Genomic DNA, 25458 nt, shown 5'->3' on the forward strand with positions numbered 1-25458 from the left:
ACCAAAAAAATACAAAAAATATAGCCCCCAAGCGGGCATGCAAACATAACAAGACGACTGACGAGGATTGATCTATGGAAGCCACCACGGAGAACCGCAGCCCCGGAAAACTGTTTAGCTGGATTGAACGCGTTGGTAATAAAGTGCCGAACCCGTTCTTACTGTTTGTCTATTTGATTGTAGTGCTGATGGTTGCCACCGCCATTCTCAGCAGCCTTGATGTGGCGGTGAAGAATCCCACTAATGGCGAGCTGGTGCGGGTCAACAACCTACTGAGCGTCGCCGGAATTCAGTGGATCCTGCCCAACATCATCAAAAACTTCAGCGGCTTTACGCCGTTGGGATCGATTCTGGCGCTGGTGATTGGCGCTGGATTAGCGGAAAAAGTCGGCCTGCTGCAGTCGCTGATGGTGAAAATGGCCTCACGCGTCAGCCGCCGCTACGCCAGCTACATGGTGCTGTTTATCGCCTTCTTCAGCCACATCTCATCCGATGCGGCGCTGGTGGTGATGCCACCGCTCGGCGCGCTGATTTTCCTCGCGGTGGGACGCCATCCGGTGGCGGGCCTGCTGGCGGCGATTGCCGGGGTAGCGTCCGGCTTTACCGCCAACTTGTTGATTGTGACCACCGATGTCCTGCTCTCCGGCATCAGCACCGAAGCCGCCAAAGCGGTGAGCGATACCGTGCACGTCAGCGTTATCGACAACTGGTTCTTTATGGCCAGTTCGGTGATTGTGCTGACCATCGCCGGCGCGCTGTTGACGGATAAATTCGTCGAACCGCGTCTGCCAGCGTGGAACGGCGGCAATAATCATCGCCTGCCACCGCTTACCGCGCTGGAGAATCGCGGCCTGAAAGCCGCTGGTATCGCCGCGCTGGTGTTTATTGCCCTAATGGCGCTGCTGGTGGTGCCGGAACACGCGCCGCTGCGCAACCCGAAAACCGGCGGCATCATCCCCTCGCCATTTATTCAGGGCATTGTACCGATCATCATCCTGTTCTTCTTCGTGGTGGCCATTGCCTACGGTGCGGTGACGAAGCAGATCCGCCGTCCGGATGATATTCCGCAGCTGCTGGTCGATCCGATGAAGAGCATGGCGGGCTTTATTGTGATGGTGTTTCCGCTGTCGCAGTTTGTTGCCTTCTTTAACTGGAGCAACATGGGCAAGTTTATGGCGATAGGCCTGACCGATGTGCTGGAGAGCGCCGGCATCAGCGGTGCACCGGCGTTTATGGGATTGATGTTCCTGTCGGCGTTCCTGTGCATGTTTATCGCCAGCGGATCGGCGATCTGGTCAATCCTCGCGCCGGTATTTGTACCGATGTTTATGCTGCTGGGCTTCCATCCGGCATTTGCCCAGATGATTTTCCGCATCGCCGATTCTGCCGTGCTGCCGCTGGCGCCGATGTCACCGTTCCTGCCGCTGTTCCTCGGCTTCCTGCAGCGCTATCAAAAAGATGCACAGCTAGGCACCTATTACGTGCTGATCTTCCCTTATCCGCTGGTGTTCTTTACCACCTGGATCGTGCTGCTGCTGGCGTGGTACGCGTTAGGTTTACCGATTGGACCAGGCGTTTATCCCAGCCTGCACTAAGCCTGCGCCATGGATGGCGATCACACTTCTGTGAACTGCAACGCATGTTGCCAAAATGTCACCGTAGCGCCTCTCGGCAACCTGTCACGAATTTATTATTCTGCTATTCCTTCGCTTGCTAACGGTTAATTATTTTAAAACCTCTCTCAGCCGTCAGCGGGTTCTGCAAACACCGAGGTCTATAGAACAATGACAACCATCACATCGACAGGGATGGCGAACGATCGCATGAGCGCGGATCGCCGCACCTTAGCCGGGCGCATTGATGCGCTGCCCTCTTCCGCGGGTTTGTGGCGCTTTATCACGCTACTGGCGCTCGGCGGCTTTTTTGAACTCTACGATCTGTTTGAAACCGGCTATATCAGCTCGGGCCTGATTGCCGCCGGCGTGTTTCATACCGGCTCTGCAGGCGTGTTCGGCATCGCCGATCAGGCGGCGTTTGCCTCCGCCACCTTCCTTGGCCTGTTTGTCGGTGCCAGCCTGCTCGCGCCCTATGCCGATCGCTTCGGCCGCCGCCTCACCTTTATGTGCGCGCTGGCGTGGTACGGCGCGTTTTCTCTGCTGATGGCGTTCCAGCAGAGCGCGGAGATGATTATCCTGTTCCGCTTTTTGGTCGGCATTGGTCTCGGCGTGGAGCTGGTGACCATTGATACCTATCTCTCCGAATGGGTGCCGGCGCATCTGCGCAGCCGCGCGTTCGCCTTCTCGTTCTTTATCCAGTTTCTGTCGGTACCGGCGGTGGCGCTGATGTCGTGGTGGCTGGTGCCGCAAACCATCCTTAGCCTGGAGGGCTGGCGCTGGGTGGTGATTGCTGGCGCAGTGTGTTCGCTGGTGATCTGGCTGATCCGTAAAAACCTGCCCGAATCCGCGCGCTGGCTGGCGCAACAAGGGCGCCATCAGGAAGCGCATCAGGTGCTGAGCGCGATGGAAAAACGCTGTGGCATCTCGCCAGGCGAAGACTTTTCCCACAGCGATGCCGCGGCACAGCTGCCGAAAAAAGGTCGCTTCAGTGAGATTTGGGCACCGGCCTATCGCAAGCGTACGCTGATGCTGGTGGTGATGAACTTCTTTCAGGCGATTGGTTTCTTTGGCTTCGGTAACTGGTTGCCCGCGCTGCTGTCGGGCAAAGGCGCCACCGTCACGCACAGCCTGCTGTATGCCTTTTTCATTACGCTGGCCTACCCGCTCGGTTCGCTGATTTGCAGCCGCTACGCCGATAAGATTGAGAACAAATGGCAGATCGTTCTGTCATCGCTGATGACGGTGGTATTCGGCACGCTGTTCGCCTTTATGACGAATCCGGTGCTGATGATCATCTGCGGTTTCCTGATCACCTACAGCAACGCCTGGCTGACCTTCAGCTATCACGCTTATCAAACCGAGATTTTCCCGACGCACATTCGCGCCCGCGCGGTGGGTTTCTGCTATTCGTTTAGCCGATTGTCGACGGTGTTCAGCAGCATTTTGATTGGCATTATTTTGCAGTATGCCGGCAGCCAGGGCGTGATCGCCTTTATCGTGCTGAGCATGTTGATGGTGATGCTATCGGTAGGAATTTACGGGCCGAAAACCCGTGGCATGGATTTGGAGAATATTTGAGTTGATGCCCTCACCCTAGCCCTCTCCCACAAGTGGGAGAGGGAATAATTAGGGGAGAAATATGCTCGATCGGTTCCCTCTCCCGCCTGCGGGAGAGGGTTAGGGTGAGGGAAAGCTACTGCCCTTCCAGCACCTTAATATCCGCGCTGCCCTGCTTCGGCTGCACGGTTTCGTCTTTACGTAGCGCCGCCACATCCTTCGCCGCTACGCTCGACTTCACGCCATTGCCCCAGCTGCCACGGATAAAGTTCACCACATCCGCCACCTGCTGGTCGTTCATGCGCCAGCCGAACGCCGGCATGGTGATCGCCGTTGGTGCACCCTGCACGCCAGGCAAAGTACCGCCCACCAGCACAATGTGAATCAGCGAGGTTGGATCGTCAGCCATCACCACCGGATTACCGCGCAGCGCCGGATAGAAGCGCTGATAGCCGCTGCCGTCGGTTTTGTGGCACGCCGCACAACTATCGACGTAGGTTGCTGCGCCTGGCTGGCTGTCGTCACCTTTCCACAACGCTTTGGCGACGGCGTCATCCTGCTTAAACACCGCCTGATTCGGATCTTTTGCGCCGAGTGATTTCAGATATTTTGCAATCGCGCTGATATCGTCATCGCTCAGATATTGCAGGCTGTGCTGCACCACGTCGGTCATACCACCAAACACCGCGGTGTGATCGTTGCGGCCAAAGCGCAGGAACTGCTTGAGATCCTCTTCGCTCCAGCGGCCTAAACCATCGCGGTTGTCGCCACGCAGGTTGCTGGCGGTCCAGCCGTCAATCGGCGCGCTGCTGCCGGCGAGATAGTTGTTGCCTTCGTCGTTATTAAGCGCTTTTTCCTGCATGGTGATGCTGCGCGGCGTGTGGCAAGCGCCACAGTGACCGAGACCTTCCACCAGATAGCGACCGCGAGCAAGCACAGGATCTTCCTGCGCCGCCGGCTGAAACGCCTTCACGTCCGGCGCAAAGATGCCGCGCCAGATCGAGAGTGGCCAGCGCATCGACAGCGGCCACGGAATATCGCTCTCTTTATTGGCCTGCGCCACCGGCTGCACGCCGTGCATGAAGTAGGCATACAGCGCCTTCATGTCGTCATCGCTGACCACCGCGTACGACGGATACGGCATCGCCGGATAGAGCGTATCGCCGTTTTTCGCTACGCCGTGACGCACCGCTTTCTGGAAATCATCGTAGCTGTAGTCACCAATACCGGTGGCTTTATCCGGCGTGATGTTGGTGGAATAAATGGTGCCGATTGGCGTCGCCATGGGCAGTCCACCGGCAAACGGCTGACCGCCCTGCGCGCTGTGACACGCCACGCAATCCCCCGCGCGCGCCAGATACTCGCCGCGTTTCACCAACGCGTCCGCAGCGCTATCGTCCGCCACTGCGGCGAACGTCATCGTGCCCAGAAACAGGGCTAAAATGCTTTTGATCATCGCCGTGTTCCTTATGCCTGTACCAGCGGGCCGGGGTTTTTCAGATATTGTTCACGAATGGCTTTGGCTGACCAGTAGGTCAACGCCGCTACCATGCCGGTTGGGTTGTAGCCGAGTCCTTGCGGGAACGCTGAGGCGCCTGGCACAAACACGTTTGGCACATCCCAGCTCTGCAGATAACGGTTAACCGCGCTGGTTTTCGGATCTTCACCCATAATCGCCCCACCGCTCATGTGCGTGGTTTGATACACGGTGGTATCGAAGTGGCTGCCCGGCCCTTTCGCGCCGCCGATGATCATTTTCGGGTTCATCGCTTCGGTGATTTTGCGCATCTTCTCAATCATGAACTGCGCCATCTTGATGTCGTTGTCCTGCCAGTCAAAGGTCATACGCAGCAGCGGCTGGCCGTAGGCATCTTTGTAGTTGGGATCGAGATCGAGATAGTTGGCGCGATACGACTGGTGCGCGCCGTGCGCATCCATCGAGATGTGATGGTTGTAAGTATCCGCTACCGCCGCTTTCCACTGGCTGCCCCAGTTCGGCGTGCCTTTTGGCGTCGGCAAACCGGAGATCGGCTTGGTGCCGGCCTGGTTGACCCAGAACGGCGAACCGCCGACGAAGCCGTGCGGCCCGTGATCGAAGTTGTCGGCGTTGAAATCATCCACCGCCACACCCGCGCCACCGGCACCGATAAACGGGTTGGTGGTGGTGTTTTTGTCGAACAGCGCTTTCAGCGTCGAGATGTTCTGATAGGCAAAGTTACGGCCCACCACCCCTTCGTTGGAGATCGGGTTATAGGGTTTGCCGATGCCGGAAAGCAGCATCAAATGCACGTTGTGGAACTGAAACGCTGACAGGATCACCAGATCCGCCGGCTGCACCACTTCGCGGCCCTGGCCATCGAGATAGGTCACGCCGGTGGCGCGCTTTTTATCGTCAGTCAGATTCACGCGCAGCACGTAGGCGTTATTGCGCAGCTCAAACTTCGGCTCCTGGCGCAGTGCCGGCAGGATGTTCACATTTGGCGACGCTTTGGAATACATGTAGCAGGCGTAACCGCTGCAGAAACCGCAGAAGTTGCACGGGCCCATCTGTGCGCCGTAGGTGTTGGTGTACGGGCCAGAGGTGTTGGCCGACGGCATATCATACGGATGATAACCGACGGATTCTGCCGCCTGCGCGAACAGCTGTGCCGAGTAGGTGCGCTTCTGCGCCGGCAGCGGGAAGTCGCTGGAACGATCGGGCGCATACGGGTTGCCGCCTTTCTCTTTGCCCAGCAGCTTGCCTTTGATCGACCAGGCGCTGCCCGAGGTGCCGAACACTTTTTCAGCCTGATCGAAGAACGGTTCCAGCTCGTCGTAATTGACGCCGAAATCCTGAATCGTCATGCCTTCCGGGATGAAATTTTTACCGTAGCGCTGCTCGTAGTGGCTGCGCAGGTTGAGCTCGACCGGATCGACGCGGAAATGGACGCCCGACCAGTGCAGACCTGCACCGCCGGTGCCGGTGCCCGGCAAAAACGCCGCCAGCTGGCGATACGGCACCGCCGTTTGTGACGCATCGTGACGGATGGTCACGGTACTTTTCGACAGATCCTGGAACAGTTTTTTACGGATGTTATAGGTCAGTTCATCGATCGACTGTGGATAGGAGCCATCCGGGTAGGTATCGCGATGCGGACCGCGCTCCAGCGCCACCACATTCAGGCCCGCTTCGGTCAGCTCTTTCGCCATAATCGCGCCCGCCCAGCCGAAACCGACCACCACCGCATCCACTTTTTTCAATTCATTTGCCACGCTTACGTCCTCTCCCCGCGAATATCCACCGACGGGAACGGATACCGTTCGCCGCGTTCCACCCAATCCATAAAGTCAGCGCGTGCGCCTGGGAAGCCAATCAGCTTCCAGCCCACCATGCCTTGATTGCCGCCGTGGATCGGATCGCTGAAGTAACCCTCGCGGGTGTTTTGCAGCAGGAAGGAGAAGAAGATTTTGGCCGGCAGCTGCGGAAACGCCGCGTTGCCGCTTTCAAACGCGGTTAGCAGTGCATCTTGCTGTTCAGCAGTTAACTCAGCGAACACTTTGCCGTGCTGCTTTTTGCTCCAGCCATCGGCATCGGCGAGACCGAGACGATAGATTTGTTGCGGCACCAGCGGCAGCTGATAGCCCAACTCTTTAGGCAGGTCCGGATTGAACGGGCCTTGCATGTACCAGTTGTTACCGATGGCGTACGGCGTGTTCATTTGACGATCGATAAACTCCGGTACGCCGGCTTCGAGTGCGCCAGGACCGCGTTCATCGCTGGGGATCAGGCGCGCCACGGCCGCGGTAATGAAGGCAAACTCTTCGGCGGTGAACCAGGTTGGCTGGTAGCTCCGCGCCTGTTGTGATGACGATTGTTGCTCTGCTGCCCCGGCGGCCATCGGCGCCACCAGCGCGCCCATCGCCGTACTGCCCACCGCCATTGCCGGCGCCAGGGTGATGGTTCTCAGCAGAAAATCCCTGCGACTGTGACCATTTTTTTGTTCTGACATGACATTGCCTCAGTACCACATATAATGCGATACGAAAGTTAAGTAGTTGCGTAGTATTGTTTTTTTATTGATAGCTTAAGGGATACAGCGTCACTGTTACCGGTAACAGCGCACAAAGTGTAACACCATTGCTGTTAATAATTTAGTTCGTAGAAACAAATCCGCACAAATTACTTAACATTTGCCGCTGTCGCTTTACATCGCAGCGGCGAAGCTGTCATCGTCAGATACAACCCACAACAGACAGATAACCGTATAAAGCGGTATAAAAGCGTACACACAACAGCGGAGTGCCTATGTTTAAGTCCTTTTTTCCGCGGCCATCGCTGTTTTTCAGCTCAGCTGCGATTTGGAGTTTGATAGCAATTTTTGCCTGGTTTGGCTTTTTCAATGACTTTCCCGCGCGCTGGCCGGCATTACAGGCGGCGATGCAACAGCCATTACCCACCAATGCCAGCCGATTTATTCACGTCAGCCAGCTGTGGTTTTATGCTTATTACTGGATTGTGGCTGGGATCTTTGGCCTTGCATGGCGCGTGATTGATAACCATCCGTGGCAGCGCTGGTCGGTGTGGGGGTCAATGCTGATCATCTTCGTCACCTGGTTTGGCGTGCAGGTTGGCGTGGGCGTGAATGCCTGGTACGGCCCGTTCTATGACATGATCCAGCAGGCGTTAACCAAAGCCGGTTCCGTCGCTATCCATCAATTCTATGTGCAAGTATTGGCGTTTCTCGGCATCGCGCTGATTGCGGTGGTGATTGGCGTGATGAACTCGTTCTTCGTCAGTCACTGGGTGTTCCGCTGGCGTACCGCGATGAACAATTACTACATGCACAACTGGCAGCGTCTGCGTCTGGTTGAGGGTGCAGCGCAGCGTGTGCAGGAAGACACCATGCGTTTCGCCGGTACGCTGCAGGACTGGGGCATTAACTTTATTCAGGCGATTATGACGCTGGTGGCGTTCTTGCCGGTGCTGGTGACGCTGTCGCACCATGTGAAAGAGGTGCCGATTCTCGGCAGCATTCCGTATGCATTAGTGATTGCCGCGCTGCTGTGGTCGCTGTTTGGTACTGCGCTGCTGGCGATGGTGGGGATAAAACTGCCGGGGCTGGAGTTCCGCAATCAGCGTGTGGAAGCGGCCTATCGTAAAGAGCTGGTGTACGGCGAAGACGATCCGGAGCGCGCCGCCCCGCCAACGGTGCATGAGTTATTTACTCGCGTGCGTCAGAACTACTTCCGCCTCTACTTCCACTATTTGTACTTTAACATCACGCGCATTATGTATTTGCAGGTGGATAACGTGTTCGGGCTGTTTGTGCTGTTCCCGTCGATTGTGGCGGGCACCATCACCTTGGGTCTGCTGAACCAGATCACCAACGTGTTTGATCAGGTGCGATCGTCGTTCCAGTATTTGATCACCTCGTGGTCAACGCTGATTACGCTGATGTCGATCTACAAACGTCTGCGCAGTTTCGAACAGATTCTGGATGATATTCCACACGATGAGATGATGCGCGAAGCGGCGGAGTAAGGTGCAGGCTGTGAAACGGTGCGCATGAATGCGCACCCTACGTTGTAAGGTCGCCATTAATGGCGACCTGGCTACGCTAGCGCGCCAACACCGCAAACACCCGCTCAATCGCGTACGCGCCCGGGTCTTTCACCCCATCCAGACTTTGTTGATTCAGATAAGCGGAGCGTCCGGCTTTGGCGCTCTGCATCTGCGCGGTCGCATCTGCGCCTTGCTGTGCGGCCTTAGCGGCCGCCGCCAGCGACTCGCCTGCGACTAACGCTTCCAGCGCCGGTTGCAGCGCATCCACCAACGTACGATGACCCGGCTGCGCACCACCGTAATGCTTCATGCGTTCCAGGCCGTGCATCAACGCCTGCGGCAGCGCGCTGCCCTCTTCCAGCTGCTGGCCGGCACTGGTGAACAGAATCGACATCAATACGCCGCTCGATCCACCCATCACCGTTGCCAGCTGCTCACCAATCAGCGCCAGCAACGTTGGCAGCTCATCCAGCGGCAGCTGCTTTTCATTGAGGCCGCGCTGAATCTTCTTCGCTCCGGCGGCAAAGGTCGAACCGGTATCACCGTCGCCAACTTTGGCATCCAGCGCGTTCAGTTCACTTTCCAAATCGATCAACGTCTGCGTGACGCCTGCAACAATCTTCGCTACTTCGGCATTCTCAGATGCATCAAAATCCAGCACGCTGCCGATTTTCTCTGCACGTTGCAGGCTGATCGGTGCAAAGTCATACATTGGCACCCAGCCCAGCACCTGAACCGGCGCGCTTAATGCTGCCAGAAACGCCTCTTCCAGCGCCAGCAGCGACAGTGAGAAGCCTTTCATATCCAGCGCACTCACCAACGTCGCCGGGCCAATCAGATGGGTAATGCGCGCCGCCAGCGGCGACTGCAGCACTTCACGCGTCAGCAACGCCAGCTCCAGCTGTGAAAAGCCACCGAGGTTGTTAATCAGCAGCAGCGCCTGCTTGCCATCGGGCAGCGCCTGCGCCAGTTTATCTGACATGATGCTGCTGATTTTACGGCTGTTTTGCGTGTCGAGCGTCACCACGCCCGGCTCGCCGTGAATGCCCATGCCGAGCTCGCTGTGGCCTGGCTCAACGCGTTCATCGCGCTTTTCGCCTGGCACATGGCAGGTGGCAAAGGCCAGACCAATCGACGAGGTGGCATCAATCGCGCGCTGCGCCAGCGCTTTGACCTCATCCAGCGATTGCCCCTGCTCTGCGGCAAAACCGGCGATTTTGTGCACCAGCACCGTGCCGGCAATGCCGCGCGGCTGCGGGTTTTCCGGCAGCGCGATATCATCCTGCACCATCACCAGCTCAACCTTGTAGCCGAGGTTTTTCGCTTTCTCGGCCGCCAGACCAAAGTTGAGACGGTCGCCGGTATAGTTCTTCACAATCAGCAGACAACCGGCGTCGCCGGTGACGTTCACGATGGCGTTTAGCACCGCATCGACGCTCGGCGAGGCAAAAATGTCGCCACACACCGCCGCCGTCAGCATGCCTTTACCGACGAATCCGGCATGCGCCGGTTCATGACCGGAACCGCCACCCGAAATCAGCGCCACTTTGCTCTTATCCCAGTCCGAACGCACCACCACGCGGATCTCATCGCCAAGATCGAGGCGACTGAGGTTATGCCACGGCGTACTGAGTAAAACTCCTTCGATGGCTTCGTTGACCAGATCGTTTTTCTCATGCATAAAAAACTGGCTCATAGCGTCCTCTCTTATGGTGTTGTCGTCCTACAAGGTAGCGTATCTGTGGCGATAAAAACGCAGCGAATGACAGAAATGCAAAGGGCGGCACAAGCCGCCCAGTAAAACCAGATATCCCCTAAATAATTCAAGTTGCAGGAAGGCGGCAAGGGTGTGAGTCCCCGGGAGCTTACTAAAGTAAGTGACCGGGGCGAGCACACGCAGCCAACGCACCTGCGGCTTGAAGTATGACGGGGATTAAAGGGCGATGCGTAACACGCTGTCCGGATCCTTCGGTGGCTCTTTGCGTGAACCCGGCTGTTTGATGCTGACGAACAGGGTTTTGCCATCGGCAGACAGCGCCAGGCTGTTTGGCAGGCCCGGTGCTTTCACCGTGCGTTTCACCTTGTAGCTGCTGGCGTCGATGATGCTGATTTCACCCGCTTTACGGTGGGTGACGTACAGCTCATCACGATCGGCATTGAACAACACCGCCAGCGATTCTGGCACAGCGATCTTGTGAATCACTTCCTGCGTACGCGTGTCCAGCACCAGCACCTGCGGCTGCTTTGAATCGCTGAGGAAGGCGCGATGGCCTTGAGTGTCCAGCGAGATGTTGAGGAAGAAGTGATCTTTGTCGCCCTCAATTTTCTGACGTTTTTCAATCGCGTTCAGACGCGTATTGATGGTGACCAGCTCGTTATCCGCATTGGTCACATACAGCTTCTGCGCCGCAGAATCGATCGCCAAACCGGTGCCCATTTTGCCGGTGTTCGGCACGGTGCTAATCAGTTTCAGGGTTTTGCCATCCACCACCCACACCACGCTCTGCTCACCCAGGCCGGTGATGTAAACGCGATCGGTAGCCGCATCGACCGCCAGCTGACGCGGCTGCAGCGGACGCACGGTTTCGCTGCGCTTACGCCCATCCAGCACCAGCGTATTGATCACTTTGCCGCTGGTGGCATCCACTGCGGTCAGTGCAGCATCGCGCGTGTTACCCAAATAGAGAATATTGGTTTTCTGATTGAGCGCCGCGCCAAAGGTCGGCAGATCGGTGTTGATGGTTTGCTTCACCGCCAGATCCTGCGGATCAAGACGATAAACGGTGCCGCCTTTTTTGTCGGTTGTGCTTTGCGCGGTCGCCAGGAACAGCGCGTTATCGCTATTGCTAAACGCCAGCTCATAAGCGCCTTTTGCAATCACCTGATTCAACGGCTGAGTTTCCGCCGCAATCGCCGCAGAGGTAGAGAACAGCGCCGTTGCCAGCAACAGAGGACGCAGCGCCCACGATTTTTTATTCGCCTTCATAACTTCTCCATAGCAAAAACACCGCCTGATGGCAGTGAAGTGAAAGCTCGACATTACAACCAATGTAAAAAAGACAGCCCGAGGCGAGCTGACAAAAGAGGTTATTATTTGAGAATAGTAATCATTTCGGAGGGAAAGTGACAGGATTTTATCAGGTTAGCAACGCCGCTAGGGCGCCCGGAGGCACCCTGTCAGCACAGAACGTTAACGCAACTTATTTGGTCAGTTCGGCCGTCATGTGCACGCCGTTGTTGAAGTTTGCTTCGGTCACTTTATAGGAAGCACCAGCTTCGTGCGCCTGAGCAGCGATTTGCGCTTCTGCGCCATCCAGCGTTGAAGCGGTTGCAGTGATACTTTGTGCAAAGCTTGCGAATGGCAGAACGGTAAGAGCAATAACAGCAGCAAAAGTTTTGATAGATTTCATGGTCAATTCCTTAATGTACGTTTGATTGAGTAAGGCGTTATCGCCTTGTTGAGAGACATAATAGGCGCAGAATTGATCAGTAAAAAGCGGAGAGATTTGCCGTAGTTGTTCGATTATTTTGAACATATAAAGCACGTTTAGATTAACCTTGCTGCAAACGGTTAAAAATCTGACATTTAGTTAAAAGGCAGGATAAATGGCTGTGATAGGTATTTGTAAGAATCCATGCGGTTATCAACCAGGTCGCCATAAATGGCGCCCCTACGCTGTTGTAGGGTCGCCATTTATGGCGACCTGGTAGTGATTAACCGTGATGACGAACGCGGGTGAAAATGGTGATAGCGGCTAACAGCATGAGCACGCCGCTGGCGAGAAACACGCCGCCTGCGCCCTGCAGATCAAACATCCAGCCACCCGCTGCCGCACCGGCGGTGATCGCCAGTTGAATGGTTGCCACCAGCAAACCACCGCCCGATTCGGCATCATCCGGCACCGCACGTGAAAGCCACGTTGACCAGCCGGTTGGCATTGAACCAAACGCCAACCCCCACAGCGCCACGCCCGCGCCCACCAGCCACGACACATTGCCAAAACTCACCAACACCAGCGCCGTCACGCTCATGACCAGCGCCATTCCCGTTAGCGTCAGCGAAACGCTGCGCGTCACCAGATAACCGGCCAGCGAGGTACCAAAGAAGTTGGCCACGCCAAACGCCAGCAGCACCAGCGACAGCTGATTCACATTAAGCTGCGCGCTACCTTCGAGGAACGGACGCAGGTAGGTAAAGAAGGCAAAGTGGCCAGTGAACATCATGATTACTGCCAGCATGCCCCAGCGCATCACACTTTTACGCAGCAGATCCAGTACGCCACCGCTGCGCGCTTTGTTAACGGGCGGCATCGCAGGCAAGGTGAAAAACTGCCATAACAGCGCCAGCACGCCCAGCGCCGCGGTCAGCATGAAGATATTACGCCAGCCGATAATCGCCCCCAGATAGCTGCCGAGCGGCGCGGCAATGATGGTTGCCAGTGAAATACCGCTGAACACGATTGAGAGCGCACGCGGCACCTGATCGCTCGGCACCAGTCGCATGGTAATGGCGGTAGACAGCGTCCAGAAACCGCCAATCGCCACGCCCAGCAGCACGCGGGCCAGCAGAATCATCGGCAGATTCTCAGCAAAGGCCACCAGCAGCGCGGAAGCGATCAGCAGTAGCGTAAAGCCCAGCATCACCAGACGGCGATCGATCTGACTCGTTACGTTACCGATCACCAGACTGGTGAGCAGTGCCACCAGCGCGGTGACGGTCACCGTTTGTCCCGCCTGTCCTTCGCTGATATGCAGCGTGTCGGCGATCGGCGTTAGCAAGCTCACCGGTAAAAATTCCGCGGTAATCAGGCCGAACACGCCAAACGCCATGGCAAACACCGCGCCCCACTCCGGTTTCGTCACCTCTAAAGGTGATTCGACTATTTCAGTTTCCAGGCTCATCTGTGATCCCCATCACAAAATATTAGGCTTTAAGCATAGAGACTCCCAGCAAGACGATCTATGATGCAGAAACTTTGTTTTTTGATTATTCGTCTGGATTCGTATGAGCCGCTATGAAGATCTGACCAGTGAACTGTTGATGGGCATGCGCCTGTACGGCGTCAAATATCAGCGTATCGCGCTGCATACGCCGTTCGGTTTGCAATATGACGACGCGCCAGGCCGCGCGCAGCTGCATTTTGTTGGGCGCGGATCCTTGCTGATCCGCTCCGCGTCGGGCGTGATCTATCCGCTGCAAGCCGGCGATGCGCTGCTGATTCCCCACGGCAAACCGCACGCGTTAATCTCCTCTGAAGACGCTATCTGCGAACCCATTTCCACGTTTAACAGCCGACCGATTTGCGCCAGCGTTTGCGCCATCGACGACAGCAGCGAGCTATGCCCGGATAACAGCGATGTGATTCTGTTCAGCGCCTGCATGGCGTTCGAACTCGGCGGCATGCAGCCGCTGGTGCACACCATGCCGGATGTGATGCTGGTGAGTACGCTGCTGGCGCAATATCCCGAGATCCAGCCGATTCTCGATGCAATGGAGCGTGAAACCCGCCAGCGCAAAGCGGGTTTTGCCGGGATCCTGTCGCGGCTGGCGGACGTCGTGGCGGCGCAGATTGTGCGCGGCTGGGTGGAAAACGGCTGTGGCAAAGGCAGCGGACTGGTGCAGGCGCTACGCGATCCGCGTCTCAGCCAGGCAATGGCGGCGATGCACCGCGCGCCCGGAGAGAACTGGACGGTGGAACGACTGGCGCGTGAATCCGGCAGTTCTCGTTCGGTGTTTGCCGCGCGCTTTCAGACGGCAACCGGCATGACGCCGCTGCGCTATCTCACCGAGCTGCGCATGCGGCTGGCGGTAGAACGCATTGTGAATGAGGGGGAAGCGGTGGAAAGCGTCGCCTTCCACCTCGGATATGGTTCGCTGGCGGCGTTTAGCCGCGCGTTTAAACGCATTGTCGGCACCCCACCCGGTGCGCTGCGTGCCGGACGGGAGCTCATCTGAAGATCAACGGAACACGCTGATCGCTTCCACCAGACGGTTGGCCTGATGCTTCATGCGGCCCGACGCCTCTGCGCTTTCGGCTACCCGCGCGGCGTTTTGGTGGGTGATATCGTCGAGATCTTCCACCGCCGTGCTGACCTGCGTTAAGGCAGCGGCCTGCTCGGCGGTGGCACCGCTGATTTGTGCAATCAGCGCGGTGACGTTCTGCACCTGGCCGACAATATCCTGCATGGTCTGTCCTGCCGCATCAGCGTGATCGCTACCCGACTGCACCCGGCTGGCGCTGGTTTCCACCAGATGTTTAATTTCGCTGGCCGCCTTGGCGCTACGCTGTGCGAGGTTACGGACCTCACCGGCCACCACCGCAAATCCTTTGCCCTGTTCACCGGCGCGTGCCGCCTCAACCGCCGCGTTCAATGCCAGAATGTTGGTCTGGAAGGCGATGCCGTCAATCACGCTGGTGATACTGGCAATACGCTGCGAGCTGTCGGCGATCTCCGCCATCATGCCAACCATCTCCTGCATGACTTCGCCGCCCTTGATTGCCGCAGAACTGGTGGATTCTGACAGGCCATTCACTTCACTGGCGGTTTCGGTGTTGCTCTTCACCGTCGCCGTCATTTCATTCATGGTTGCCGCCGTTTGTTGGACGTTGGCGGCCGCCTGTTCCGTGCGACGGCTCAGTTCGTCGTTGCTCCGCGCAATGGCATCGCTGGCGCTCAACACATTGATCGCCTGGCCGCTGACATCATCCACCAACCAGCGAAACATCAGGCCAAGCTGACCGATGGCGCGCAGCGTTACCCCAATCTCGTCAACGCGATCAATCTGTTCAACTTTGTGGCTGGCACCGGTCGCCACACTTAACGCCTGCCGACACATACGCTCCATCGGACGCGAAATTTGCTGCTCCAGCCACAGGCTCGCCAGCAGCAACATCGCCGCCATGCCGCCAGCGAAGCCGCCAATTGCTAAAGGAGCCATGCCCAGCAACCAAACGCCCAGCACTGAAAGTGGCAGCAGCGTGAGTAAGGTCGAGCGAATACGCCAGCGCAGCGGCAGCGTTTTCAGCAGCGAGCCGAGGCGGCGCCAGCCGGTACCCACGATCAATCCTTTATAGAAGCGGCGCCCGCCAGCCCGACCTTCACGGAATGCGCGATACAGCGTTTCGGCTTGACGAACCTCCTCTTTCGATGGCTTGGTCCGCACCGACATAAAGCCCTGCACTTTGCCTGCGCGTACTACCGGCACCGCGTTGGCGCGTACCCAATAGTGATCGCCGTTCTTACGACGGTTTTTCACCAGCGCGGTCCACGGCTCTCCCTTTTTCAGGGTCGACCACATATCTGCAAACGCTTCTGGTGGCATATCGGGATGGCGCACCAGATTATGCGGCTGTCCATTCACCTCTTCAGGGGAGAATCCGCTGACGTTGATGAACGCATCGTTGGCGTAGGTGATGTGGCTATTAAGATCGGTGGTCGACATCAAAGTCGCGTCATCGTCAAACGCAAATTCGCGCTGAGTGACGGGCTGATTGTTGCGCATGTGTGTGTCCTTGCAAAACGCAGGCTAAAAGAAAAAAATCTATTACTCTTTTTTACCTTTTCGGCACAAGAACGGTCTGGCTTTAGCATCAGTTCAAAATTAGCGGCAACAAAAAAGCCGCTTTGCAGCGGCTTTCACAGTTTTGTCACTGACCTCATCGATTAACCGGGTTTTACAGTAAACCAGATCAATGTTTTGCTTTTAGCACCCAGATCAGAACTGCCACCTCACGCCAACGTTATACCGCCACCCTTTGGCGCCATTGCCATCAATCTCTTTGCGATAATCCGCCTCGGCGTAAAGTGAAACGTCTTTCTGCACGGTTGCGGTACCACCGGCACCCACTTCCCACATCTGGCCGAAGTGACCGCTGCTGAAGGTGGCGCCCAGTGCTGGATTATCCACTGACGAAACCGATGTATCCGCCGTGCCGCCCCAGCCTTTGTAGTAGTTGGCGCGCAGATAAGGCGTGTACTGGCGGTTACTGTCGTCAGTCCAGGTGCGATCAAGGCGCGCGCCGAGGCGGCCAATGGTTTGGTTGTAGTCACCGTAACGCACTTTGTTGCCGTCTTCATCGGTGAAGTCATTCATGTTCAGCTGCATGTACATCAGCTGCGCCTGCGGCTCCAGCTTGTAACCCTCGCCTAACTCAAACGGATATCCGCTCTCCAGCGACGCTGTCCAACCGTGGCCTTTCAGCTTTGCCACTTCCTGGGTACGGGCAATATCGGTTTCACCACGATGCCAGTCGAAGGACAATACGCCATCCAGATAGAAGCCGCTCTGGCGCTGCCAGGTACCATAAAACGCCAGGCTGTCGCTGTCGAAGGTGGTGCTGCTGTAGCCATCTGCCGCATCAGGACGGATCCGTGTGTTGCCACGCGTATAGGCGATACCGCCGCGCAGACTATCTTTGTCGCCGTCGAGGCGCAGCAGGTTACCGCCGACCTGCACCGCGCTGTAATCCAGGTCGAAGTCATAGCCGTAGTCACGGAAGCTTTGATCGCTTTTGTACTTCATGTTCGAGCCGATATAGCGCAGGAACATCTCGCCGCCATCGCCTTCTGGTCGCGTCTGCTCGTGGCGCAGTTCGCCCAGACGCTTATGCAGGTCGTCAATAATCGCCGCCGTGTAATAGGCCAGGCCCACCGGCGCAGAAACATAGGATGGAACCTGCGGTACCACCGCCGGACGAGAATCGTAGCTGTGTGGGGTACCAAACCCATCAGTGACAAAGGTAGGCTGGCAGCTCGCGCTGTCCTCACAGACGTAGTAATTGGCCAGACGATAATCCCAGTAATTGTTACCACTGCCGCCAACCAGCCGTTGGTTAGCATCGCTGCTGCCCGGCGCGAAGGTGTAGAGCCGATATTGCCACGGCCCTGCGGCCAGATAGCCCCCTTTCAACGCAAAGCTGTCAGGACTGGCATTACCGCCCACCTGCGCCAGCGAAATACCTTCGTTGCCTTCCACACCGCCATTACGATTGAGATCGGTCAACGCGCCGGTACTGGCATCCGTCAGTTTCACATTGATAAGCGTGGTGCCCGTGGCATTGCCGGTCACGTTCAGATGGTCGGTGTACTGGTTGCTTAACGCCCCGCCCTCATTGATAGTGGTGATGAGATTAAGCTGCCCGCCACTCGAGGCCAGCGAACCGGCGATATCGAGCGTGTTGCCCGGCGAACCCGCACCGTTAGTGAGATCCAACGTACCGGCATTATTCACCACCAGCGAATCGGCAGTGCCGCCAGCCAGCGTAGGATGCACGTTATCGCCCGCGTACAGGGTTGAATCCGCATCCACATTGATGATGCTGTGCGCTAACTTGAGGTTGTCGGTTAACGTCCAGCGGGTGTTGGCAAAGTTGATGGTGCTCCAGCCGCTGCCAAGGTTAACCCCTTTGCTGAGATCGTCGGCGCTGAAGCTGCCGCCGCGCGCGTCGATCTGGCTGAAAGTTAACGTATTGCCGGTGCCAGTGCCGCTGGTGAGATGGTAGGTCGTGCCGAGATCGACATTGCTCACCTCAGCGCTGTTGTTATTGTCATTGCCCATCGTCAGGCTGCCGTTAAGCGTGCCGCCCGTCCAGCGGAACACGTCTGAGCCTCCGCCAGGGTTGATATCACCGCGGACATCCCCTTCCGTGAGCAGAATGACGTCATCGGCGTTACTGCCCGCCACCGCCACGGTTTGTGGATTAGCGGTGATGATGTTGCCGAGGTTCTCAAACACCGTTTTCCCCCCACGCAGATCCACCACCGGTGCCGTCAGGCTATTCGAACTGAGATTACCGGTATTAACGATGGTGCCTGCGGTACTGGAAACCAGCGCCGAGCCACCTGCGGCATTATCGATATTGACGTTTGCCGCAGTAGTGATATTGCCGGTGGTATTGGCCAGGATGCCCGTGCCGCCAGCACCGGTAACATTGAACTGATAGCCGGAACCGAGGATTAAATCACCGCTGCTGGTTGAGCCATCGGCATTAGAGATTTTCAGGCCGTTGCCGCTGCCGGACACATTGGTGGTCACCGTGGAGGCGGGATCAAACCCTACGGCGGTACGAATACCGTTACCGTTGCCAACGTTGATGGTGAGATTGCTCAGGCCGACATTGCTCAGTTCAGCACGGTTCTCAATACCGTTGCCGCTCCCTAACACATTCACCGTGGCGTCGCTGGCGCTAAGCGCTGTTGCGCCGCTATCCAGTAAAATACCGTGTGCATTACCGCGCGTGGTGATCACCGTATCGCTGCCGGTTAACGCCAGCTGGGCGCCGTCGCTGATGCGCACACCTGCGGTGCCATTATCGACGTTGATGGTGCCACCCTTCGCCAGCGTGGTGCCGTTACCGGAGACATCCAACCCGGTGCCATTTGCCACGTTAACCACGCCATTGTTGGTGATCGTGCTGCCCGCACGAGAGCGGATGCCGATGTTGTTGCTGCCGGTGAAATTCACGTTGCCGTTGTTGAGCAATTCAGCGCCGTTCGTCACATCAATGCCCACCGCATTAGTGCCAGCGCCGCTCACGGCACCGTTATTGGTGACTAACGTGGGCGCTGCGCTGCCGTTTAATGCGTTGCTGAGATCGGTACGCAGGTTATTGACCAGCACGCCAACGCTATTGGTGCCGCTGGCATTTATCGTGCTACCGGCTGCCAGCGTTGCCTGCGCGCCACCCTCGGCACGTACGCCCGTACTGCCATCGCCGCTGGCAATAAATTGGCCGTTACCGCTGTTTAGCGTACTGCCGCTTCCTGAGACAATCACACCGGTGCTGTTTGCCGCGCTGCTGGTAATAGCGCTGCCGTTGCTCAGTGCCAGCGTGGCGCCGTCATCAATGCGGTAACCGGTTGAACCGGTGGTGTTGGCATTGAGTGCATTCGCCGCGCTGTTAATGAGCGATCCTGCCCCCGCCGCGTGATAGGCAATCTGGTCACTATTATTGAACACTGGCGTGGACGCCGCAGAGACGTTAACCCGAGCACCGCTCAAGGCTTCAGCGCCAATGGCACCCACGCCGTTAAGATTCAGTGCGCCGCTGTTAAGATTGGCCACCGCGCCACTGCCGCTGGCACTGACGCCACGCGTCCGCGCCCCCGTGCTGCCGCCGTTAACGTTGATGATGCCGCTGTTATTCGCCGTGGTGGTGGTACCGCTGCTGTTAACAGAAATACCGGTGCCGCCATCGTTAATGTTGATATTGCCACTGTTGGTGCCGGTGGCACCGCTTTCCACCCGAATGCCGGTCGCGTTGGCGCCCGTAAAGTTAATATCCCCGGTGTTGGTTAACTGCGCACGATTACGCGCCAGGTAGCCGGTTAATCCACTCGCATTAGAATTGAGTGTCGCAGCAGAATTGAGACTGGTGCTGGCAACCGGAGAACCGCTGTTTTTACCAAAAATATCGTGCTTCTGGCCGTCGACAATTGCCCCAATGGCATTGCTTCCGGTGAGGTTCATGGTGGTGGTGTTAGCAATGACGCCGGTTGCTCCTCCTTCAACGGTGATGCCATTTGCACCGGTGCCACTGACGTTAATTTGCGCCGCATCCGTGTTCACATTAGTGCCGGGGCCGCTGCCAACAACGGCGGTGGAACCCGCACCTGAAGCCGTCAGCAGCAAATTATTACCTTCGAAAAGTGCCCCCTGTTCGACCCGGAACAGCGTTGAGTTCTGTGTCGTTACGTCAAAAGGATTACTGCCCAGCACGTTAATCAGCGCTTTCGGGCCGTATGCGAAGAAGGCAATCTGATTAGTACCGCTGGAGAAGGTTGGCACAGCGGCAGGATCGACGGTAACCGTTGCATCACCGCGCGCGTGTACGCCAATCGCCCCGTTCCCGCTAAGGTTGATGGGACCGCCTATCGTCGCCTGCGCGCTACCGGTCGCTCCCTGGCCCTCAACCCACACACCGTAGTTGCGCGTACCGCTGGCGGGATCGGCACCGCCCGCGACGTTGATGACGCCGGTTGAGGTGGCGCTAGCCGTATTACCATTGGTTGCAAGCACCTTCAGCCCGGTGCCATTCACGCCGTTGAGATTAATCACGCCGGTGTTACTGTTAGTGATCGTGCCTGAACTGTTAGTCACCAACATACCGACATTTTCACGCGGTATGGCCGCTGCGGCACCGTTTACGTTGATGATGCCATTGTTGACCATCGTGACATTATTGGCACCGGTTGCCGACATCCCCGCCGCATTTTGCGTTTTGCTACCAATGGTGATGGTGCCGTCATTGGTGGCGCTACCGTTAGCCACCAGCGCAATACCGCTGGTCAATCCGCTCTGGTTCATCGCCGTATCGGCAGCCGCATCACCCGGGCTATTTTGTGGTCCACGACCAATATAAATAGTGCCGCTGCTGGTATTGGTAAACGTGGAGGTGGCATCGGTGAGCAATACGCCCGAGGTGATGCCACGTGCGCTGGAGCCATTGACACCAACGTTAATGTTACCGCTGTTTGTGGCGGTGGAGGTGGCCCCCAGGTTGATACCGGCCACGCCATACGTGGAGTTACTGCCGGTAGTGGCGAGGTTGAGAATACCGTTATTATCGAAAGTACTACCGTTTTGTACATTCACACCGTTGGCACCGTAACCGGTCGATCCTATACCGGTGCCATCCTGACGATTAAGAAAACCGCCGTTAATGACGCCGTTATTGGTGCCCTTACCGTTATCGGTTAATACCAGCGCGGTGCCGTTATTGGTATTGCTTCCACGACTCGCCAGCTTGCCATTAATCACGGCTTCAGCGCCGTTCGAGACTTTTATCGCTCCGCCCGCAGAAGCGCCAATAACTTCAAGCGTTTTGCCCGCCGCCAGATTAACTTTCGTTCCGGCACCCTCGGCATTAATCACAATGCGATCGCCGATCGGTTGCGTGACTTCGTCCGGCGGCGTAGCGCTGACGTCATACACGATATTGGCATTGGTGAAGGTAACGGCTTTATTGAATTCAGTCAGGTAGCGGGTTTTATCGAGATTGCCGGCCTGAAGCTGGCTGATTAACCAGTTGTTATAGCTCTGCAGCTGCCCAGCATTGGTGACGGTGAAATTGGTGCTCTTGCCATCCAGCGTCTGTACGCTGAATGCCCCGCCATAGGTGGCAAGATTTTGTACCTGATAGCTGCTGGTGGCCGATCCCGATCCATCCGGTGTCGCGGTCGAACCGAAAAAATTAATGCGGTTATTGCTGTTCCAGTTGACGGTACTGCCCGCATCGACGTTAAACAATTGCGTCTGCTTTGCCGCCATTGTCCAGCTATTGGTGGCTGCGCTGCTGGCCGCATTGGCCTGGCCGATATTGACATCCAGCGTGCCGCCGCCCGTGACATCCGCAATCCGCGCATTAATGTATTGCCCGTTATTTACGTTTTGGATATCAGGTACGCTGGTGGCGCTGGTGACGGGCGCCAGTGCCACCAGGCTGGCAGGGTTATACACCTGGAAGGTGGTGTTAGTGCCGGTAGTCGGATCGGGGGTGGTGATAGCAAAGTTTTGCGGGCCAGGATCGAGGCGATCCTGATTAAGATATTGCGAACCGGAGGTGATCGCCACTTGCCCGAGGGTGGTGGTTACCGCCCCGTCCGTGCCTGGAGTAAACGCCTGGTTACCCGTCAGGGTTTCGCTATTACCATCGACGACAACTTTACCCACCTGGTTATCATTAGCTTGCGGCGTATACGCGCCTAATGTAACAGCCTGACTCTGAATCGCTGGATAGAACAGCAGCTGCGCCGCCATCATCCCTATCGCGATCGGATTTAATTTAAACCTCATACTTCCTCCAGTGGGCGTGCAGCGTCCACGCTGTTATTGCAACAGCGTTAAATTCATCTTGATGGGGATAAAACGGCAGGTTAATACCAATCCCGTGTCGTCATTTAATTCGAGAACAACTGTGTGAAGAAAGTAAGGCGTAGCGCTAAAAGGATGGATCGGTTGTTATAGATTTATTGGCTGTAGGTATAGACTTTTTTATTAACTGATGCAAAAGGGAATTTTGACTAACTTATTGTCATATGGGAGAAATAATTGCGAGCAGGGTTATAAATTGCAAATAATTTAAGACCAATATTAATTGAGAGACTAGCTTTCCAACTCATTAATAATTCTTTTATTTTTTCATAACACTTTACTTACACTCGGTCCGATAACGGCAAAAATAACCTAAACGAGTAAGCGATACGAGAAAATGCAAAAATGTGACTCAAATCACTATTTTTTCGGTCGCCATAAATGGCGACCCTACGCCGTAGGGTGCGCATTGATGCGCACCGAACCAACATCCGCACTGCATTTAGCTCAAATCCACATTTCGCATTCCGCCCCACCACGTAAATGCGAAGCCTCCAATCCACGCCACTATTAGCCCGGCTAAATACACCGCCATACCGGCAAAAATTCCCTGGGATGAGGTCATTAACGGTAGCGTCACCAGCCCCGATGGACCAAACACCGTGTTCATCCCGACGGGCAGGCCCAGCCACGCCACCAGTCCAATAAAGAAGCCGCCCAGCGCACCGCCCAGACAGGCAGTAATAAAGGGTTTGAGGCGCGGCAGCGTCACGCCATAAATCAGCGGCTCGCCCACACCCAATAAGCCCGGCACAATCGCGCCCTTAATTTGCTTACGCAGCAGCGAATGCTTATCGGCTTTGCACCACAGCGCTAGCGAAGCACCCACCTGCCCGGCTCCGGCCATCGCCAGTATCGGAAAAAGTGAATTAAACCCCTGGGTTTCCATTAGAGCAAAATAGACCGGAATAAAGCCTTGATGGATACCGAACATCACCGCAATTAAAAACAGCCCGGCGAGGAGAGCACAGCCAAACGGATTACTGTTTAAATTGATGAAAAGCCATGACATCCCTTTAAATAATTCACCGCCAATCGGCATAATGACCATGAAGGTGACGGCGCCAGTAATAAGTAATGTCAGCAGTGACGTCAAAATCATATCGAGATTATCGGGAACCACTTTTCGCAGCTGTTTCTCAACCCAGGCACCAAATATAGCCGCCAGCAGCACGCCAATAATGTTGCCGCGCGGATCGATCGCCATACCAAAGAAATCTTCCATGCCGCTGTAATAGCCGACCGTGGCTTTGGGCACATAGCCGAGGATAAACAGCGAAGCGACGATCGCGCCGTTCACGCCGGTGCCACCAAAGGCTTTCTGCGCGTTATAACCAATCAAAATACTCAGGAACGTGAACAACCCTTTGCCGAACACCTTCATGTACGCCACGGTCGCAAGCAGCCAGCGCGCGTGTTCGCCGGGCTGATTAAGGTGGAATACCTGCTCAATCAGCGTGGCAAAGCCCAGGAGCAAACCGGCACCGATGAAACCAGGGATCAGCGGCGTAAAAATGGTGGCAAAGCGGGAGAGGAAACGGTGCAATGCGCTGGTTTGCTTCGCCTTCATCTGCTGCTTTTGCGCGGAGGCAATACCTTGCAGCTCCTGTGATGCAGCGGCTTCACTGCCATCATTGAGTAACGCCTGCATCTTCTCTGCCGCGGTTTGCGCCTTACCGGGGCCAAGCACGATTTGTAACTGCGCATCGCTCTCAATGACACCCAATACGCCCGGGAGCGTTTTAAGCTTTGCGCTATCAACACCTGCAGCATCTGCCAGCGTCAGGCGCAGGCGTGTCATACAGTTGCCGCACTGCACCACATTGGTTGCGCCACCCACCGCCTGCAAAATGTCGCGCACTACACCTTCGATAGCGGCCATTAATTAGCTCCTGCGCCACGCAAAGCGTTACGGATAAAGCCCTGATTCTGGCTCAGCAGGGCTTGCGCCTCTTCAGCATTGAGTTCGGCCAGCACCATCACAATCGCGGTTTTACAGTGTCCGTGACAGGCTGCCAGCGCCTGCTGCGCGGTGGCATCGTCACACTCGGTGGCTTGCTTAACAATATTCACCTGGCGCTGTACCAGCTTCTGATTGGTGGCTTCAACATCGACCATAAGATTGCCATACACCTTGCCGCTGCGAATCATCGCCCCGGTAGTGAGCATATTCAGCACCAGCTTCTGCGCGGTGCCGGCTTTCATGCGCGAAGAACCGGTCACCACTTCGGGGCCAACCACCGGCGTCAGCGCCACATCAGCGACCTGTGACATCGGGCTGTTAGGGTTACAGGTCAACGCGGCGGTAAAAGCCCCTTGCTGGCGGGCATACGCCAGAGCGCCAAGCACATAAGGTGTCCGGCCGCTGGCAGCAATGCCCACCAGCACATCGTTGGCGCTAAAAGCAATATCACGCAGATCCTGTGCACCCTGCTCAACGTTGTCTTCGGCGTTTTCTACCGCCTGCAGAATTGCAGCGTGGCCACCCGCAATCAATCCCACCACCTGGCTGCGCGGCGTGCCAAAAGTAGGCGGACATTCACTGGCATCAAGGATGCCCAAACGCCCCGACGTGCCCGCGCCACAGTAGATGAGACGGCCGCCTTTACTGAAAGCCGCAGTAATAGCATCCACCACCTGCGCAATCTGCGGCACGATGGCTTCTACCGCCAGCGCCACTTTTTTGTCTTCATCATTAATCACGCGCAGCATGGCTTCAGTCTCCAGCTCATCAATGTTTTGGCTGGCGGGATTACGGCCTTCGGTAATCATCTGGCTGAGATCGATCTGCATGACAGGCTCCTGTGAGAGAATAATTTATTCAACAAACTATATATCACAAAGAATTGTTAATTCGTCAGGTATATGTC

15 protein-coding genes are annotated in these 25458 nt (G+C 56.5%); 4 read left to right on the forward strand and 11 right to left on the reverse strand.

Annotated elements, in window-relative coordinates; all coding sequences use genetic code 11:
• Positions 1 to 74 precede the first annotated feature (74 nt).
• The gene (abgT, locus tag AAGR08_RS16835; RefSeq protein WP_345827409.1) at positions 75 to 1595 is read left to right on the forward strand and encodes a p-aminobenzoyl-glutamate transporter; all 1521 of its coding nucleotides are present in this window, start codon (positions 75 to 77) and stop codon (positions 1593 to 1595) included.
• A 189-nt stretch (positions 1596 to 1784) separates the two neighbouring features.
• A complete protein-coding gene (locus AAGR08_RS16840) occupies positions 1785 to 3194 on the forward strand; it encodes an MFS transporter (RefSeq protein WP_097095177.1) in 1410 nt (469 codons plus the stop codon).
• A gap of 115 nt (positions 3195 to 3309) precedes the next feature.
• Here AAGR08_RS16840 and AAGR08_RS16845 read toward each other — a convergent pair whose 3' ends face one another.
• Genes AAGR08_RS16845 through AAGR08_RS16855 form a run of 3 tightly spaced genes read right to left on the reverse strand, consistent with a single transcriptional unit; the run spans position 3310 to position 7162 of the window.
• On the reverse strand, positions 3310 to 4629 hold the full coding sequence (locus AAGR08_RS16845) for a cytochrome c (RefSeq protein ID WP_345827410.1): 1320 nt from the start codon (positions 4627 to 4629) through the stop codon (positions 3310 to 3312).
• Between the two features lie 11 nt (positions 4630 to 4640).
• Positions 4641 to 6425, reverse strand: a complete 1785-nt coding sequence (locus AAGR08_RS16850; RefSeq protein ID WP_097095179.1) for a GMC family oxidoreductase — start codon at positions 6423 to 6425, stop codon at positions 4641 to 4643.
• A gap of 2 nt (positions 6426 to 6427) precedes the next feature.
• Positions 6428 to 7162 carry a gluconate 2-dehydrogenase subunit 3 family protein gene (locus tag AAGR08_RS16855; protein ID WP_097095180.1) on the reverse strand — a complete coding sequence of 245 codons (735 nt, stop codon included), beginning with the start codon at positions 7160 to 7162 and terminating at the stop codon, positions 6428 to 6430.
• Positions 7163 to 7458: 296 nt separating this feature from the next.
• On the opposite strand from AAGR08_RS16855, the gene sbmA reads away from it, so the two are divergent.
• Positions 7459 to 8694, forward strand: a complete 1236-nt coding sequence (sbmA, locus tag AAGR08_RS16860) for a peptide antibiotic transporter SbmA (protein ID WP_345827411.1) — start codon at positions 7459 to 7461, stop codon at positions 8692 to 8694.
• 76 nt (positions 8695 to 8770) lie between these two features.
• Here sbmA and AAGR08_RS16865 read toward each other — a convergent pair whose 3' ends face one another.
• The 4 genes from AAGR08_RS16865 to AAGR08_RS16880 form a co-directional block, all read right to left on the reverse strand.
• On the reverse strand, positions 8771 to 10411 hold the full coding sequence (locus tag AAGR08_RS16865; RefSeq protein WP_345827412.1) for a dihydroxyacetone kinase subunit DhaK: 1641 nt from the start codon (positions 10409 to 10411) through the stop codon (positions 8771 to 8773).
• A 237-nt stretch (positions 10412 to 10648) separates the two neighbouring features.
• Positions 10649 to 11701, reverse strand: a complete 1053-nt coding sequence (locus AAGR08_RS16870) for a YncE family protein (protein ID WP_345827413.1) — start codon at positions 11699 to 11701, stop codon at positions 10649 to 10651.
• Between the two features lie 214 nt (positions 11702 to 11915).
• A complete protein-coding gene (locus AAGR08_RS16875; protein WP_008105630.1) occupies positions 11916 to 12125 on the reverse strand; it encodes a DUF1471 domain-containing protein in 210 nt (69 codons plus the stop codon).
• 304 nt (positions 12126 to 12429) lie between these two features.
• A complete protein-coding gene (locus AAGR08_RS16880) occupies positions 12430 to 13617 on the reverse strand; it encodes an MFS transporter (protein ID WP_345827414.1) in 1188 nt (395 codons plus the stop codon).
• Between the two features lie 103 nt (positions 13618 to 13720).
• On the opposite strand from AAGR08_RS16880, the gene AAGR08_RS16885 reads away from it, so the two are divergent.
• The gene (locus tag AAGR08_RS16885; RefSeq protein WP_097095185.1) at positions 13721 to 14671 is read left to right on the forward strand and encodes an AraC family transcriptional regulator; all 951 of its coding nucleotides are present in this window, start codon (positions 13721 to 13723) and stop codon (positions 14669 to 14671) included.
• 3 nt (positions 14672 to 14674) lie between these two features.
• Here the strand turns inward: AAGR08_RS16885 and AAGR08_RS16890 are convergent, their stop codons facing one another.
• The 4 genes from AAGR08_RS16890 to murQ all read right to left on the reverse strand — a co-directional run bounded on the left by AAGR08_RS16890 (position 14675) and on the right by murQ (position 25381).
• Complete coding sequence (locus AAGR08_RS16890) at positions 14675 to 16219, reverse strand: PAS domain-containing methyl-accepting chemotaxis protein (protein WP_097095186.1); 1545 nt, start codon at positions 16217 to 16219, stop codon at positions 14675 to 14677.
• Positions 16220 to 16432: 213 nt separating this feature from the next.
• Entirely contained in the window at positions 16433 to 22510 is a 6078-nt protein-coding gene (locus AAGR08_RS16895) for an autotransporter outer membrane beta-barrel domain-containing protein (RefSeq protein ID WP_345827415.1), read from the reverse strand.
• A gap of 520 nt (positions 22511 to 23030) precedes the next feature.
• The gene (murP, locus tag AAGR08_RS16900) at positions 23031 to 24470 is read right to left on the reverse strand and encodes a PTS N-acetylmuramic acid transporter subunit IIBC (RefSeq protein ID WP_345827416.1); all 1440 of its coding nucleotides are present in this window, start codon (positions 24468 to 24470) and stop codon (positions 23031 to 23033) included.
• Complete coding sequence (gene murQ, locus AAGR08_RS16905) at positions 24470 to 25381, reverse strand: N-acetylmuramic acid 6-phosphate etherase (protein ID WP_345827417.1); 912 nt, start codon at positions 25379 to 25381, stop codon at positions 24470 to 24472. The genes murP and murQ overlap by 1 nt, the downstream gene beginning before the upstream one ends.
• Positions 25382 to 25458: the final 77 nt, after the last annotated feature.

This window comes from Pantoea sp. BRR-3P (assembly GCF_039621635.1).
Lineage (GTDB): Bacteria > Pseudomonadota > Gammaproteobacteria > Enterobacterales > Enterobacteriaceae > Pantoea > Pantoea floridensis.

Bases quoted from the DNA above. Each gene is read 5' to 3' on its own strand.
- abgT (WP_345827409.1), top strand. From the start codon at position 75: ATGGAAGCCACCACGGAGAACCGCAGCCCCGGAAAACTGTTTAGCTGG.
- AAGR08_RS16840 (WP_097095177.1), top strand. From the start codon at position 1,785: ATGACAACCATCACATCGACAGGGATGGCGAACGATCGCATGAGCGCG.
- AAGR08_RS16845 (WP_345827410.1), bottom strand. From the start codon at position 4,629: ATGATCAAAAGCATTTTAGCCCTGTTTCTGGGCACGATGACGTTCGCC.
- AAGR08_RS16855 (WP_097095180.1), bottom strand. From the start codon at position 7,162: ATGTCAGAACAAAAAAATGGTCACAGTCGCAGGGATTTTCTGCTGAGA.
- sbmA (WP_345827411.1), top strand. From the start codon at position 7,459: ATGTTTAAGTCCTTTTTTCCGCGGCCATCGCTGTTTTTCAGCTCAGCT.
- AAGR08_RS16865 (WP_345827412.1), bottom strand. From the start codon at position 10,411: ATGAGCCAGTTTTTTATGCATGAGAAAAACGATCTGGTCAACGAAGCC.
- AAGR08_RS16870 (WP_345827413.1), bottom strand. From the start codon at position 11,701: ATGAAGGCGAATAAAAAATCGTGGGCGCTGCGTCCTCTGTTGCTGGCA.
- AAGR08_RS16875 (WP_008105630.1), bottom strand. From the start codon at position 12,125: ATGAAATCTATCAAAACTTTTGCTGCTGTTATTGCTCTTACCGTTCTG.
- AAGR08_RS16880 (WP_345827414.1), bottom strand. From the start codon at position 13,617: ATGAGCCTGGAAACTGAAATAGTCGAATCACCTTTAGAGGTGACGAAA.
- AAGR08_RS16885 (WP_097095185.1), top strand. From the start codon at position 13,721: ATGAGCCGCTATGAAGATCTGACCAGTGAACTGTTGATGGGCATGCGC.
- AAGR08_RS16890 (WP_097095186.1), bottom strand. From the start codon at position 16,219: ATGCGCAACAATCAGCCCGTCACTCAGCGCGAATTTGCGTTTGACGAT.
- AAGR08_RS16895 (WP_345827415.1), bottom strand. From the start codon at position 22,510: ATGAGGTTTAAATTAAATCCGATCGCGATAGGGATGATGGCGGCGCAG.
- murP (WP_345827416.1), bottom strand. From the start codon at position 24,470: ATGGCCGCTATCGAAGGTGTAGTGCGCGACATTTTGCAGGCGGTGGGT.
- murQ (WP_345827417.1), bottom strand. From the start codon at position 25,381: ATGCAGATCGATCTCAGCCAGATGATTACCGAAGGCCGTAATCCCGCC.